Raw genomic sequence first — 15,170 nt, 5'->3', positions numbered from 1 at the left:
AAGGGAGGGGTATGGTGATAGAATTTAATATACAAGAATCAAAAATTTAAAAGAAGGCTGTAATATGAATACAATTTTGTTTCCTAACCATCTAAAAAATAAAATTAATTTTTATGTTAATGGAAAGGATAATTATATTGAGATTAAAAATTTAAATATAACGGAAAGAGGAAAAATAAATATAACAATCAAAGGTAATCAAAATAGAATTATTATAAAAGAAAATTGCGTAATAAACAATGCATTGAATATTACCATAGCGCCAACGGTTGTTAATGGGGGGGGGGATTGTTGTATTATTGAAATAGGATCTAATAATTTTTTTAATGGGATTGTAAGTATGATATGCGGTGAAAGAAACACTAATATTCTAATAGGAGATAGTGGACTCTATTCATCCTTTTCAATTAGAACATCTGATAACCATCCTATTTATGATATTTATTCAAATGCGCGCTTAAATATGCCTGGAGATGTTGTTATTGGTGATAAATGTTGGATTTGTGATGATGTTTTGATTTTGAATAATACTTTTATTTCTAGTGATTGTATTATTGCAGCAAGATCTTTGGTGACATCCTTAAGAACAAGCAAGAATTCTTTAATAGCTGGAATTCCTGCTAAGGTAAAAAGAGAAGGTGTGTACTGGAAGAAAGATTTGTAATTTGATATATTTTTGATATAATTATATTGTTGTAGTATTAATTTTGATGTGTTAGGTAAAAATGTTATTTGAAAAAAGCTATTTTAAAGAAAAAGATTTGATAGAAATCTGTAATTATACTTTTAACAATATAAACAATAATGAATATATTCTAAATTTTAAAGAAAAAACAAATATCGCGACAATTGTTTTTTATATGTATAATGTTAATATAGATTTATATGGATTAGATGAGTATGGAGATGTTTTTAGCATAAAAATAAAATGCCACGAGGAGCCTAATGTTGTTGATATTTGTTTTAATATAAGAATTTTAAAAATTTGTTTCAACCAAAAAACAATCTTTACACAAAATAATTTCAAGATATATAAAAGAAAATTTCCAGGAATGATTATAAGCACTTTGCAGGGCGGGTGGGGTGATAGAATTTTATCAATGCTTAATGCTAAATGGGTTGCCAATAAAATAGGATTTAATTCAGGTTTTGTTTGGAATAGATTATCAAGTGAATTTATAAAACTTGAAGGAGAAAAGTATATATTTTCTGAAGATTTTATATCCCAATATTCTTATACAAATCATAAAAAGTTTTTATTAGATCAAATTGCATGTCATACAAAAGCATTACCTGAGGACTATCAAAAAGATGAATTTCCACATAAGTTTGGATTTTATATAAACCATCGACAAAATTCTAAAGATTTCGAAAGAGAATGTCCTAGGCTATTTTCTAGTATAGAATTTTCGGAAAATATGAAAGAAATTATTACTAAAAGTAAATATATTTTTAATATAAAGTTTTCATCTGATGTAGTTGCTATTCATGTGAGAAGCGGGGGAATTGTTTATGGTGATATGCAATCGATTTATTTTTGGCATTATGAAAATAAAGCAACTCCAATTGAGATAGCAATGGAGCTGATTGAATATTACAAGGATTATAATATTGTTCTATTTGGAGAAAGCTATATATCACTAAAAAAACTCCAGGAATACTTCTTAAAGCTAAATATTCGAATTTTTTGTATCAAGGATTTGATTCCAAAAAATTACACTAACGATAGTGATGTTGCAATGTTTGAACTTATATTTATGTCACGTTGTTGCAAAGTTGTTTCCGAATCTGGTTTCGGGCTTTTGGCTAGTTTGATAGGAAATGGTGTTAAATCGATATATTGGAGGGAATTTTATTCAAATGAACAAAAAAAAGATATTTTCGAAAAAAACCACAATAAAATTCAAGTAGACAACTATCAGCAAGCATATTCTCTATTTTGTTATTTTATGATTTTAAGAAAAATTAATGAGGATGGTAAAAAGTTATTAGATATTCTTTATGAGGCAGCTAAGCATGATAGTAACAATGAACTTTTTGATTTATTTATTGTCGATACTTTAATAAATTTGGAAGCATACCAAAGAGCAGATGTGTTAGCTAGAAAATTACTATATAGAAGTAAACATCTAGACAGGATAATGTTTTTATGGAAAAATGAAATTTATAAAAATGTCAAATATGTAAAATATCCATATTTACTCTATCTATATTCAATTAAATTGTATAGTTTGGGTCGAATGCAAGAGAGTAAAAATTTTCTTTTGGAGGCGTTTAAACTTGCATATGATGAAAAATTTATTGTGCATTTTAAAAAATTAAAAATAGAACCTTCTTTGCTTTTTAGTTGCTTATCTTTTCAAACCAAATACGGCACAGCTAAAACAAGAATTCAAAACCAACTCTCCTATAAACTAGGTCAAGCTATGATAGTAAATTCTAAATCTATACTAGGTTATATAAGAATACCTTTTGTATTATCTTATATAAAAGATAAACACAAACAAGAACAAAAAATCTATCAAGAAAAAATAAAAAAAGATCCATCATTGGCATTACCTCCATTAGAAAGCTATCCTGATTATCAAGAAGCCTTAAAACTTAAAAATCATCTTTCTTATAAACTAGGACAAGCTCTTATAAAAGCTAATAAAACTTGGTATAAGGGTGGGTATATTAAGATGTGGTTTGTAATTAGAAAATTGAAGAGGGAAATCTGATAGATGGATAAAAATGTTAAAATTTATATAACAGGTCATAATGGTTTGGTTGGTTCTGCTATATTGAGAATGTTAGATAAACAAGGCTATAATAATGTAATTGTTAAGTCTCGTAATGAATTGGATTTGTTAAATACAACTCAAGTAAATTTTTTTTTCGAGCAAGAAAAGCCAGAATATGTTTTTTTGTGTGCTGCAAAAGTTGGTGGGATATTGGATAATAAAAAGCATAAAGCCGATTTCATCTACCAAAATCTTCAGATTCAAAATAATGTCATACACCAATCATATTTACATGGGGTAAAAAAATTAATTTTCATGGCTTCAACTTCTATTTATCCAAAAGATCGCAGTAGAGTTCGAGAATCGGATTTAATGACGGGAGAATTAGATTATTCAAACGAGTCTTATGCTATCGCTAAAATAGCAGGTGTTAAGATGTGTGAAGCGTATAATATTCAATATAATACAAATTTTATTTCTCTAGTTCCTACAAATTTGTATGGCAAGAATGATCGATTTGATTTGGAAAAAGCTCATGTTATACCAGCATTAATACGAAAATTTCATTTAGCTAGATTGTTAATGGAAAAGAGATATAAAGAAATATTGCATGATTTAAAAATTAAGAATTTGGAAGAAGCTGAAAATTATTTAAAACATTTTGGGATTAATAATAATAGTTTGATAATATGGGGGAGTGGAAATGCAAAAAGAGAATTTTTACATGTAGATGACCTAGCAGAAGCAAGCATTTTTATTATGAATAAGATTAACTTTAAAGATTTGCATGAATCAAATGATTTGGAGATAAAAAATACACATATTAATATTGGTCCGAATGAAAACATATCTATTAAAGAATTAGCTTATATTATAAGAGATATTGTAAATTATAAAGGAAATCTTATTTTCGATAAAGTAAAGCCTGAAGGTAGTTTAAACCGTTTCACGGATTGTTCTAAAATTCGTTCATTAGGTTGGCATCATAAAATCAATCTTGTGGATGGAATAAAAAAATTGTATAATTGGTATTTAAATAAAGGAGAGTGAGTGAAATATACGTTAGCTTCATCAACTTGGGATGAAAAAGAATTGCAAGCAATACAAGATGTTATCAAAAGTGATATGTTTACTATGGGTAAAAAGGTGGCTGAATTTGAAAAAGATTTTGCTAAATTTACAGGTTCTAAGTATGCGGTTATGACAAGCTCGGGTTCAACTGCAAATTTGATAGCAACGGCAGCTTTATTTTATACAAAAAATCCTAAATTAAAAAGAGGAGATGAAGTTATAGTTCCCGCAGTATCATGGAGTACCACTTATTATCCACTTTATCAGTATGGTTTAAAGCTAAAATTCGTAGATATAGATCTAGAGACTTTAAATTATGATCTAGATGCTTTAAGTAGAGCTATTAGTGATAAAACAAAAATGATTATGGTTGTAAATTTATTGGGAAATCCTAATGATTTTGATGCAATTAATGATCTTATTAAGGGAAAAGATATTATCTTACTAGAAGATAATTGTGAATCAATGGGTGCAGAGTATAAAGGTAACCAAGCCGGAACTTTTGGTATTATGGGAACTTTTTCAACATTCTTTTCTCATCATATGGCTACAATGGAAGGTGGTTTTGTAGTTACAGATGATGATGAGTTGTATCATATTTTGTTATGTTTAAGAGCGCATGGGTGGACTAGAAATCTTCCAAAAGAAAATTTAGTAGCCAATAAAAGCGATGATTGGTTTAGTGAGTCATTTCGCTTTGTATTGCCAGGGTATAACGTGCGTCCGGTGGAAATGAGTGGAGCTATTGGTATAGAACAGCTTAAAAAATTACCTATGTTTTTAAAACACCGTAGAGAAAATGCTAAATTATTTTGTGAGTATTTTAAAAACCACCCTGAATTTATCATGCAAAAAGAAATTGAAAGTAGTTCATGGTTTGGATTTTCTTTGGTGATTAGACCAAATTCGAAATTACAAAGAAAAGATATTATTAAAAAATTAGAAGAAAATGATATAGAATACCGTCCTATAGCTACTGGAGATTTCACACAAAATGAGGTGATTAAGTATTTTGACTATGAAATTCATCAAGAATTAAAAAATGCAAAATATATTCACGAGAAAGGATTTTTTGTGGGTAATCATCAATTTAGCATTAGCGAACAAATTAGTTTGTTTAAAAAAGTATTGGATAGTTTATGAAAAAAACAGCATTGATTACAGGTTTTACAGGTCAAGTTGGCTCACAAATGGCAGATTACTTACTGGAAAATACAGATTATGATGTTATAGGTATGATGCGTTGGCAAGAACCTATGGATAATATTTATCATCTAAGTGATAGGATTAATAAAAAAGATAGAATCAGCATTTTTTATGCTGATTTAAATGATTATTCAAGTATTCAAAAGCTTTTTGAGAGTAAAAGACCGGATGTAATCTTTCATTTGGCCGCACAGTCTTATCCAAAAACTTCTTTTGATATACCTATAGAAACCTTACAAACTAATATCATAGGCACAGCAAATATTTTAGAAAATATTAGATTATTAAAAGATAAAGATGGTTATGATCCTGTAGTGCATGTGTGTTCTTCTAGTGAAGTTTATGGTAGAGCAAAAGTTGGTATTAAGTTAAATGAAGATACAACCTTTCATGGTGCGAGTCCCTATAGTATAAGTAAAATCGGTACAGATTATTTAGGAAGATTTTACGGTGAAGCTTATGGTATAAAAACTTATGTCACTAGGATGGGAACTCATAGTGGTCCAAGACGTTCTGATGTGTTTTTTGAAAGTACAGTTGCAAAGCAAATCGCATTGATTGAAGCGGGTTATCAAGAGCCTATTATCAAAGTAGGAAATTTATCAAGTGTAAGAACTTTTCAAGATTGTCGTGATGCTATAAGGGCTTACTATTTGCTTTCATTAGAAAGTGAAAAAGGAAAAGTTCCTTGTGGTGAAGCTTTTAATATAGCAGGCGAAGAGGCTTTTAAACTTCCTGAGGTTATCGATATACTTTTGAGTTTTTCTACAAGAAAAGATATCAAAGTAGAGCAAGATGAAGAAAGATTGCGTCCTATTGATGCAGACTATCAAATGTTTGATAATACCAAAATCAAAAGCTATATCAACTGGAAGCCAGAAATTCCAGCTAGACAGATGTTTGAAGATTTACTAAATCATTGGAGAAAAGAAATTTCCATGGGCAGAATCCCACTAAATAGGTAGTAGTCATGATAATTCGCTCTCAAACTCCATTGCGCTTAGGTTTAGCCGGCGGGGGTACTGATATAAATTTATATTGTGATCAATACACAGGCTATGTTTTAAATGCAACGATATCTTTATATGTGCATTGTACTTTGGTAGAAAGAGAAGATGGGAAAATCATCTTTGATTCATCAGATATAAATGTAAAAGTAGAGTATAAAAGCAAAGATTTTTTAGAAAATGATGGCAAGCTAGATCTTTATAAAGCAATTTATAATCGTTTGGTAAAAGATTATATTAAAAAACCTTTAAGTTTTTCTTTGCATACTTATTCAGATGTACCAAGTGGTAGTGGACTTGGTGGTAGTTCTACTTTGGTGGTAGGTATCATCAAGGCATTTGCTGAGTGGTTGAATTTACCTTTGGGTGAGTATGAGATTGCACGTTTAGCATATGAGATTGAACGAGAAGATATGGCTATAGTAGGCGGTGCACAAGATCAATATGCTGCAACTTTTGGTGGGTTTAACTTTATGGAATTTTATGATCAAAAAAGAGTGGTTGTTAACCCTTTACGCATTAAAAATTGGATAGCAAGCGAGCTTGAAGCTAGAGTTTTGCTTTATTTTACAAATATTACTAGAGAAGCTAAAGACATAGAAGAGCATAAAAAAGGAAAACTAGGAGATGAAATTTCACTTAATGCTATGCATGCGATAAAACAAGATGCGCTAGATATGAAAGAAGCACTATTTAGAGCTGATTTTGAAAAAATAGCTCAAATTCTAGGTAAGTCATGGCAGTCAAAGAAAATTATTTCTGATATAGTGAGTAATGATGAGCTTGAAAGAATTTATCATTTAGCCATGGAAAATGGTGCCTATAGTGGCAAAACAAGTGGAGCTGGTGCTGGAGGGTTTATGTTTTTTATGGTTGATCCTATAAAAAAATATAAACTTAAAAAAATTCTAAATGAACAGCAAGGATATGTGCAAGAGTTCTACTTCACTAAAGAAGGAGCAAAATCGTGGAAAATTTAAATTTATATATAAAATCTCATTTTAGTGATTCAATTGATATTAAAACTAAGATTTTAAATGATAATGATATGATTGGTTTAATTAAAGAAGTGTCTTTAAAAGTGATCAATGCTTATAAAAATGGCAATAAAACTTTACTAGCAGGCAATGGAGGAAGTGCAGCTGATGCACAACATATAGCCGGGGAGTTTGTGAGTAGATTTTACTTTGATAGACCAGGTATTGCAAGCATTGCTTTAAGTACTGATACGAGTATTTTAACAGCTATTGGCAATGACTATGGTTATGAAAATTTATTCGCAAGACAAGTGCAAGCTCAAGGTGTGAGTGGAGATGTATTTATAGGAATTTCTACAAGTGGAAATAGTAAAAATATCTTAAAAGCTTTAGAAATTTGTAAAGAAAAAGGGATTTTAAGTATAGGTTTAACCGGAGCCAGCGGTGGTGCTATGAATGAACTTTGTGATTATTGTATCAAAGTACCTTCAACTTGCACTCCAAGGATCCAAGAAGCACATATTTTAATAGGTCATATTATCTGTGCTATAGTAGAAGAAGAACTTTTTGGCAAGGGGTTTGATTGCAAGCTATAGTTTTAGCAGGAGGGCTTGGCACAAGGTTGAAAAGTGTAGTGCAAGATATCCCAAAACCTATGGCACCCATTAATGGAAAGCCGTTTTTAGCTTTTGTCTTAGAGTATTTAAAAAAACAAGGAATCACCGAAGTTATTTTAAGTGTTTCGTATAAATATGAACTCATCCAAGAGTACTTTAAAGATGAATTTGATGGTGTAAAAATACGCTATAATATTGAAAAAGAGCTTTTAGGTACAGGTGGAGCTATAAAAGATGCCTTGAAATTGATACAAAATCAAGCTTATGTTTTAAATGGCGATACTATATTTGATATTGATCTAAAAAAACTTGTTTTAAATGATAGTAAAATTTGTATTGTACTAAAGCAAATGCAAAATTTTGATCGATATGGTACTGTAAATGTTAATGATCAAGGTATTGTGACATCTTTTGAAGAAAAAGCATTTAAAAAACAAGGTTTAATCAACGGTGGTGTATACTTGCTAAAAAAAGACATTTTTGATGAATTTGATTTGGATGAAAAATTTTCTTTTGAAGAATTTTTGCAAAAAAATCATAAGGTACTAAAAATACAAACCCAAATTTTTGATGATTATTTTATTGATATTGGAATACCGCAGGATTATTTTTTATTTTGTGATAAGCAATGACCCATTTAGAATATTTAGAATCACAGTCCATCCATATCATCCGTGAGGTGATAGCTGAGTTTGAAAAGCCAGCTATGCTTTATAGTATAGGTAAAGATAGCTCAGTTATGCTTCATCTTTTACAAAAAGCATTTTACCCAAGCTTACCTCCACTTCCTTTGGTGCATGTAGATACCACATGGAAATTTAAAGAGATGATAGATTTTAGAGACAAACGCGCCAAAGAGCTTGGTATGGAGCTTATAGTCTATCAAAACCCTAAAATCAAAGAATTAAATCTTTCTCCATTTACACATGGTTCATCCATGCATACAGATATTGCTAAAACACAAGGTTTAAAACAAATGCTTGATTTATATCAGTTTGATGCAGTATTTGGTGGTGCAAGAAGAGATGAAGAAAAATCGCGCGCAAAGGAAAGAATTTATTCTTTTCGTGATGAAAATCACTCATGGGATCCAAAAAATCAACGCCCAGAATTATGGGATATTTACAACGGTCGTCATAAAAAAGGTGAATCCATAAGAGTTTTTCCGCTGAGTAATTGGACTGAGCTTGATATATGGCAGTATATTTATAAAGAAAATATTCCTTTGCCAAGTCTTTATTTTGCTAAAAAACGACCGGTTGTAGAGTACATGGGGGCTAAAATTTTAGTTGATGATGAGCGTATGCCAAAAGAACTTGCTAAAAATGCTAAAGAAGAATTAGTCCGTTTTAGAACCTTAGGTTGCTATCCGCTAACAGGAGCTATAAATTCAAGCGCTAGCAATGTTTTAGAAATCATCGAAGAACTTTTACTTTCTAAAACAAGTGAAAGGCAAGGTAGGCTTATAGACACTGATGAAGAAGCAAGTATGGAAAAAAAGAAAAAAGAGGGGTATTTTTAATGAAAACGAATGTAGAAAAATACCTAAAAGAACATGAAAATAAAGAGCTTTGTAGATTTATCACTTGTGGTAGTGTAGATGATGGTAAATCAACCCTTATAGGTAGAATGCTTTATGATGCAAAAATGCTTTTTGAAGATCAAATTTTATCTTTAGAAAAAGATAGTAAAAAGCTTGGTAATGCAGGGGAAAAGCTTGATTTTGCGCTTTTAGTAGATGGTCTTGCAAGCGAGAGAGAGCAAGGTATAACTATAGATGTAGCATATAGATTTTTCACAAGTGAAAAAAGAAAATTCATCATAGCAGATACTCCAGGCCATGAGCAATACACTAGAAACATGGCAACAGGTGCTAGTACAGCTGATATTGCTATCATACTTATAGATGCTAGAAAAGGGGTTTTAACTCAAACTAAAAGGCATTCTTATATAGTGAGTTTGCTTGGCATAAAACAATTTATTATTGCTGTGAATAAAATGGATTTGATTGATTATAATCAAGAAATTTTTAATACAATCTGTAAAAATTATCAAGAAATTCTACCATACTTAAAAAATCATGAACATATTAAAACCCACTTTGTTCCTATATGTGCATTAGATGGAGACAACATAGCTTCTAAAAGTATTAATATGCCTTGGTATGATGGAAAAACCTTATCTGAGCTTTTAGATACTTTGCCTATTGCTACTAGTTTAAGTGATGAGTTTATCATGAGTGTGCAATATGTCAATCGCCCTCATTTAAATTTTAGAGGTTTTTGTGGAAATATTGCTAGTGGTAGTATAAATATCAAAGATGAAGTTGTGATTTTACCTTCTTTAAAAACAAGTAAAATAAAACAAATCATCACACCTAGTATTAAAAGCCTAAATATACCTGATAAAAATGAAAAGGTTCAAAGTGCTAAAAATGTTAGCTTTCCAAGTGCTATAACTTTAACTTTAGAAGATGAGATAGACATTTCAAGAGGCGATGTAATAGCTTCTAAAAATCATAGTATAGAAATTTCAAATTCTTTTAAAGCTATGGTGATATGGATGAGTGAGGTTAAATTTAATTTAAATGAAAATTATCTTATCAAAATAGCAAATTTAACTACTAATGTAGTATTTGAAAAAATTGATTTTAAAAAAGACATTAATACTTTCAAAGAATTTCAAAGCGATGAATTAAAACTCAATGATATTGCTAAATGCACCTTAAAGCTTAATAAAAAAACAGCCCTTAAAGCTTACAAGGACAATAAAATTTTAGGAAGTTTTATCATCATAGATAAATACTCAAATGAAACCTTAGCAGCGGGTATGGTAGAAGAAATTTTAGCAAGCGAAGAAAAGAGTAGAATTTATACTCAAGCAGAAATAGAACTTAATGCTTATATTAGAAAAAACTATCCTGAATGGGAATGTAAAAAAATATGAAAATTATTGTCGCATTAAGTATTTTAATCTTGCTTATTTTGTTAATTAGCAATAAAATTAAACCTTTTATTTTATTTGGTAGTGTAGCTGTGCTTTATTATCTTTTGGGGTATTTAAATTTAAATACTTGGCTTAGCTCTTACACGAGTGAATCTTTGATAGTGCTTATTTTGCTTTTGTTAGTTTCACTAGCTATAGAAAAAAGTGTTGTGATAAGTTGGTGTTCTAAGTTTATCATAGGTAAAAATTATCACTTGTCGCTTTTAAAGCTTGGAGTTGTTACAGCTAGTATTTCAGCTTTTTTAAATAATACTGCAGTAGTGGCAAGTTTTATGAGTATTATAAAAAATAACAAATTTCAAGCCCCTTCTAAACTACTCATCCCACTTTCATATTTTTCCATAGTTGGTGGAACTATGACTTTGATAGGTACTTCAACTAACTTGATAGTCAATTCTTTTGTAGTGCAAAATGGTTTGGAAAGCTTAAAGATTTTTGATTTTTTTGCAGTTGGTTTTTGTATAAGTGTTGGAGTGCTTATAGTGCTTTTGATTTTTAGCTTTTTATTGCCTGAGTATAAAGAAAGAGAAAATGTCATTAATGAGTATTTAATCAATGCTAAGGTTTTAAAAAATAGCTCATTAGTGGGGAAAACTATACAAGAAAATGGCTTAAGAAATTTAGAGTTTTTGTTTCTACTTGAAATTCAAAGAAAAGATGAGCTTATTGCCCCTGTTAGTCATAATGAGCTTATTAAAGAAGGAGATGTGTTAGTTTTTAGTGGAGATATTACACATTTAGAGGCTTTGAAAAAATTTGATGGCTTGCAAATTGACTCACAAGATTTAAAACTGGAAACATTAAATTTAATAGATGTTGTTATAAATTCTGAGTCAAACTTGATAGGAAAAAGTGTTAAGGAAGCAAACTTTAGAGCTAAATTTGATGCAGGGATTGTAGCCTTAAAAAGAGGCTCAAAAAATATTTCAAAAATCGGCCAAAGTTTATTACAAGCTGGAGATAGGCTTATTTTAAGCATAGGTAAGGATTTTCACTCAAGAGATAATATCAATAAAAACTTTTATATTATCTCAAATATCATGCAAAATCAAAAGTTAAGTAATATCCAAAGTTTTATAGTGATTTTTGCATTTTTAACTATTATCGCTTTATCTGCTTTGGAATTAGTGTCTTTGCTTAAAGCGTTGCTAGTGTTTCTAGCTTGCTTGTTTATATTTAAAATCATAAGTTTTGATGAAGTAAAAAGACGCTTTCCTTTGGAAATTTTTATCATAGTAGGATCTTCTTTAGCTATAACTAAAGTTTTAGTTGATAGTGGTTTAGCTAAAGATTTGGCTGAATTTGTTATAGGAACTTTTGGAGTGTATGGATTATATGGTAGTTTTGTAGGAATTTATCTTCTAACTTTGCTTTTAACTGAAATCATTACCAATAACGCTGCTGCAGCTTTGGCTTTTCCTATTGCTTATAGTACTGCTTTAGCGCTTGAAGTTAATCCAACTCCATTTATATTAGCGGTTGCTTATGGGGCAAGTTGTGCTTTTTTAATGCCACATGGTTATCAAACTCACTTGATGGTAGGTTCAATTTGTGGGTATAAAACTACTGATTTTATAAAAATAGGATGGATAGTTTCTTTGACTTATTCAACTATTGTTTTAACTATAACTCCGGTATTTTTTAGTTTTTAAGGAAAAAAATGAGTAAAAATTTAACTTGGCATACAAGTAGCATTACAAAAATTCAAAGAGCTAAACTTAAAAATCAAAAACCATGTGTTTTGTGGTTTAGTGGGCTTAGTGGTAGTGGCAAATCTACTTTGGCTAATGCAGTTGAAAAAAAACTTTTTGAGCGAGGTTTTCATACTTATCTTTTAGATGGGGATAATGTACGTCATGGACTTAATAAAGATTTGGGTTTTGATGAGGCTTCAAGAGTAGAAAACATAAGACGCATAGGAGAGGTATGTAAGCTTTTTGTGGATGCTGGTATGATAGTACTTTGCGCTTTTATATCACCTTTTGAAAAAGATAGAAAACTTATAAAAGATCTTTTAGATGAGGATGAATATATAGAAATATTTGTTGATACACCTTTGGAAATTTGTGAAAAAAGAGATCCAAAAGGACTTTATAAAAAAGCAAGAAACGGAGAGATTAAAAATTTTACAGGTATAGACAGTCCTTATGAAAAACCTAAAAATCCACATATACACATAACAAAAGAAGATCTTAATGAGAATGTGGATATGATTTTGAGATTTTTATATGGGAAGGTGTAAATGACTGCTTATGTGCATATAGGAACTATGAAAACAGGGACTACTAGTATACAAAAATTCTTATATACAAATAAAGCAATCTTAGAAAAATATAATTGTTGTTACCCTATAAGTATAAAAAACCATTTTCGATGGGCGCATCATTCATTTATCGGTTTATTGTTGCAAAGTATAAAAAGTAATAAACAAAATTTGCAATATAATCAATATAGCTTTAGCTTACAAAAGGAATTATCTTGTAATCAGTATGATAAAGTTATTATAACTAGCGAAAATATTCAGTATTTATTTATTGATGAAAAACATATTGTAGAGTTTAAAAAAATAATCAAAAAATATGGTTTTAAAAAAAATTATATAATAATATACCTTAGAGATCCTTTGGAATTGTATACTTCGTTATGCTCTCAAAGCGTTAAAGACGCATGGGATAATAGGTTAATTAATATTCCAATTGACAATAGTAAAGCATTAACAATATGTCATCATCAAAATACGCTTCAAAAATGGATGAAAGTCTTTGGTAAAGAAAATATAATTGTAAGATTATTTGATAAAAATGAATTTTATCAAGGGGATTTACTAAAAGATTTTATACATAGTATAGGTTTAGAATGGGATGATAAATTTCAAATTCTAGAGAAAGAAAATGAGACCTTAGATTTAATAGGATTTGAACTTCAGCAAAGATTAAATTGCTACTTATTAGGGGGATATGAATATGCTAATAAAAATGGATTAACCGTATTTACTGATAAACACTTCCAAAACTCTAAAGATCTTCGTCTTAAATTCCAACCCCCAAAAGAAATAATACAATCTTATATTGATTATTTTGAAGAATCAAATGAATGGGTAAGAAAAGAATTTTTTCCTCATAAAGAAAGATTGTTTCCTAAAAAAGACTTAAGTGATTATAAGGAAAATTATGAGCTAAAAGAAATGAAGCCAGAATATTGGGATAGGATAGCTGAATTTATAGCTGATATTGTTAAAACTAAAAATCAAATTATTGCAAACAAAGAACAGATGATACAAAACCAAAAAAATAAGATTCAAATTCTAGAGAAAACTAAAGATAATCTATATAAATATTCTAAATACGGCACAGCTAAAACAAGAATTCAAAACCAACTCTCCTATAAACTAGGTCAAGCTATGATAGTAAATTCTAAATCTATACTAGGTTATATAAGAATACCTTTTGTATTATCTTATATAAAAGATAAACACAAACAAGAACAAAAAATCTATCAAGAAAAAATAAAAAAAGATCCATCATTGGCATTACCTCCATTAGAAAGCTATCCTGATTATCAAGAAGCCTTAAAACTTAAAAATCATCTTTCTTATAAACTAGGACAAGCTCTTATAAAAGCTAATAAAACTTGGTATGGGGGGGGGTATATCAAGTTGCTATTTGAAGTTAGAAAGTTGAAGAAATTAATTTAGGAAAGAAATAATGTTTAAAGATTTTCATGATAAATATAAATGCGTTTTTATTCATGTTCCAAAGGTTGCTGGTAGTAGTATAGAAAGGGTAATATATCAAACAGATAGATGGCTTGTGGGACATGTAAAAGCAAGTGATTATGTAAAGCTTGATAGGAATAAATTTGAGAGTTATTTTTCTTTCGGTTTTGTTAGAAATCCTTATGATAGAGTAGTTTCAGCGTATCACTATTTAAGAAGTGGGGGTGGGAATTTAGTGGATGAAACTTGGGCAAAAGAAAATATTTACAAATATAATTCTTTTGAAGAATTTGTGTTAAATTTGCAAAACAATGATGAACGAATAAAAATTTTAAGTTGGATGCATTTTGTACCACAGTATAAGTATCTATGCGATAATGATAAAAATATATTAGTTAGTTTTATAGGAAAATTTGAAAAATTAGATGAAGATTTTAAAAAAATTTTAAATATTCTCAACAGAAAAGACAGTCTTGTGCATGTAAATAAGAGTAAACACTATGCCTATAAAGATTATTATAATTATGAAACATACAAAATTATAAGAGAAATTTATAAGAATGATTTTGAGATTTTTGATTATGATTTAGAGGATAAAAAATATTTTAATATTTCTGATAATACTATCTCAAATATACTGCAAAATAAAATAGAATATAAGAATGGTGTATTAGAAAATTTAAGATTGAAATATTTAACTCAAATTCAAAATTTAAATCAAAATATAAAACTTAAAGAACAAACCATTCAAGATAATTTAACTCAAATTCAAAATTTAAATCAAAATATAAAACTTAAAGAACAAACCATTCAAGATAATTTAACTCAAATTCAGTTATCAAGTAATC

Annotated in this window: 14 protein-coding genes; all 14 read left to right on the top strand. The window is 29.3% G+C overall.

Features of this window, described 5'->3' with window-relative positions:
- Positions 1–64: 64 nt before the first annotated feature.
- Complete coding sequence (locus L8V82_RS07615; protein ID WP_263724542.1) at positions 65–664, top strand: hypothetical protein; 600 nt, start codon at positions 65–67, stop codon at positions 662–664.
- Positions 665–725: 61 nt separating this feature from the next.
- Positions 726–2,720: a hypothetical protein gene (locus tag L8V82_RS07610; protein ID WP_263724541.1), complete on the top strand. Its 1,995-nt coding sequence runs from the start codon at positions 726–728 to the stop codon at positions 2,718–2,720.
- A 3-nt stretch (positions 2,721–2,723) separates the two neighbouring features.
- Positions 2,724–3,773 carry a GDP-L-fucose synthase family protein gene (locus L8V82_RS07605; protein ID WP_088261298.1) on the top strand — a complete coding sequence of 350 codons (1,050 nt, stop codon included), beginning with the start codon at positions 2,724–2,726 and terminating at the stop codon, positions 3,771–3,773.
- Positions 3,774–4,937: a DegT/DnrJ/EryC1/StrS family aminotransferase gene (locus L8V82_RS07600; protein ID WP_088261299.1), complete on the top strand. Its 1,164-nt coding sequence runs from the start codon at positions 3,774–3,776 to the stop codon at positions 4,935–4,937.
- The gene (locus tag L8V82_RS07595) at positions 4,934–5,965 is read left to right on the top strand and encodes a GDP-mannose 4,6-dehydratase (RefSeq protein WP_263724540.1); all 1,032 of its coding nucleotides are present in this window, start codon (positions 4,934–4,936) and stop codon (positions 5,963–5,965) included. Before L8V82_RS07600 ends, L8V82_RS07595 begins: the two co-directional genes overlap by 4 nt.
- 5 nt (positions 5,966–5,970) lie before the next feature.
- The gene (locus L8V82_RS07590) at positions 5,971–6,987 is read left to right on the top strand and encodes a dehydrogenase (protein ID WP_263724539.1); all 1,017 of its coding nucleotides are present in this window, start codon (positions 5,971–5,973) and stop codon (positions 6,985–6,987) included.
- Positions 6,975–7,580 carry a D-sedoheptulose 7-phosphate isomerase gene (locus L8V82_RS07585; RefSeq protein WP_263724538.1) on the top strand — a complete coding sequence of 202 codons (606 nt, stop codon included), beginning with the start codon at positions 6,975–6,977 and terminating at the stop codon, positions 7,578–7,580. Before L8V82_RS07590 ends, L8V82_RS07585 begins: the two co-directional genes overlap by 13 nt.
- The gene (locus L8V82_RS07580) at positions 7,568–8,233 is read left to right on the top strand and encodes a nucleotidyltransferase family protein (protein ID WP_263724537.1); all 666 of its coding nucleotides are present in this window, start codon (positions 7,568–7,570) and stop codon (positions 8,231–8,233) included. The genes L8V82_RS07585 and L8V82_RS07580 overlap by 13 nt, the downstream gene beginning before the upstream one ends.
- A complete protein-coding gene (cysD, locus tag L8V82_RS07575; RefSeq protein ID WP_263724536.1) occupies positions 8,230–9,123 on the top strand; it encodes a sulfate adenylyltransferase subunit CysD in 894 nt (297 codons plus the stop codon). The genes L8V82_RS07580 and cysD overlap by 4 nt, the downstream gene beginning before the upstream one ends.
- Positions 9,123–10,547: a sulfate adenylyltransferase subunit CysN gene (cysN, locus tag L8V82_RS07570; protein WP_263724535.1), complete on the top strand. Its 1,425-nt coding sequence runs from the start codon at positions 9,123–9,125 to the stop codon at positions 10,545–10,547. The genes cysD and cysN overlap by 1 nt, the downstream gene beginning before the upstream one ends.
- Positions 10,544–12,259, top strand: a complete 1,716-nt coding sequence (locus L8V82_RS07565) for an SLC13 family permease (protein WP_263724534.1) — start codon at positions 10,544–10,546, stop codon at positions 12,257–12,259. Before cysN ends, L8V82_RS07565 begins: the two co-directional genes overlap by 4 nt.
- Before the next feature lie 8 nt (positions 12,260–12,267).
- Positions 12,268–12,849 carry an adenylyl-sulfate kinase gene (cysC, locus tag L8V82_RS07560; RefSeq protein WP_263724533.1) on the top strand — a complete coding sequence of 194 codons (582 nt, stop codon included), beginning with the start codon at positions 12,268–12,270 and terminating at the stop codon, positions 12,847–12,849.
- The gene (locus tag L8V82_RS07555; RefSeq protein ID WP_263724532.1) at positions 12,850–14,301 is read left to right on the top strand and encodes a hypothetical protein; all 1,452 of its coding nucleotides are present in this window, start codon (positions 12,850–12,852) and stop codon (positions 14,299–14,301) included. It begins immediately after the preceding gene.
- 10 nt (positions 14,302–14,311) lie between these two features.
- Positions 14,312–15,170: sulfotransferase family protein (locus L8V82_RS07550; RefSeq protein WP_263724531.1), on the top strand; the 859-nt coding region annotated here is incomplete at its 3' end.

Origin of the sequence: Campylobacter sp. IFREMER_LSEM_CL2151, from assembly GCF_025771725.1 — a bacterium.
Lineage (GTDB): Bacteria > Campylobacterota > Campylobacteria > Campylobacterales > Campylobacteraceae > Campylobacter_D > Campylobacter_D lari_C.
The sequence above is the reverse complement of the archived record's forward strand: the minus strand, read 5'-3'. Positions and strand labels throughout refer to the sequence as shown.

Coding starts and splice junctions, on each gene's coding strand:
- cysC (WP_263724533.1), top strand. CDS start 12,268: ATGAGTAAAAATTTAACTTGGCATACAAGTAGCATTACAAAAATTCAA.
- L8V82_RS07615 (WP_263724542.1), top strand. CDS start 65: ATGAATACAATTTTGTTTCCTAACCATCTAAAAAATAAAATTAATTTT.
- L8V82_RS07605 (WP_088261298.1), top strand. CDS start 2,724: ATGGATAAAAATGTTAAAATTTATATAACAGGTCATAATGGTTTGGTT.
- L8V82_RS07610 (WP_263724541.1), top strand. CDS start 726: ATGTTATTTGAAAAAAGCTATTTTAAAGAAAAAGATTTGATAGAAATC.
- cysD (WP_263724536.1), top strand. CDS start 8,230: ATGACCCATTTAGAATATTTAGAATCACAGTCCATCCATATCATCCGT.
- L8V82_RS07555 (WP_263724532.1), top strand. CDS start 12,850: ATGACTGCTTATGTGCATATAGGAACTATGAAAACAGGGACTACTAGT.
- L8V82_RS07590 (WP_263724539.1), top strand. CDS start 5,971: ATGATAATTCGCTCTCAAACTCCATTGCGCTTAGGTTTAGCCGGCGGG.
- L8V82_RS07595 (WP_263724540.1), top strand. CDS start 4,934: ATGAAAAAAACAGCATTGATTACAGGTTTTACAGGTCAAGTTGGCTCA.
- cysN (WP_263724535.1), top strand. CDS start 9,123: ATGAAAACGAATGTAGAAAAATACCTAAAAGAACATGAAAATAAAGAG.
- L8V82_RS07565 (WP_263724534.1), top strand. CDS start 10,544: ATGAAAATTATTGTCGCATTAAGTATTTTAATCTTGCTTATTTTGTTA.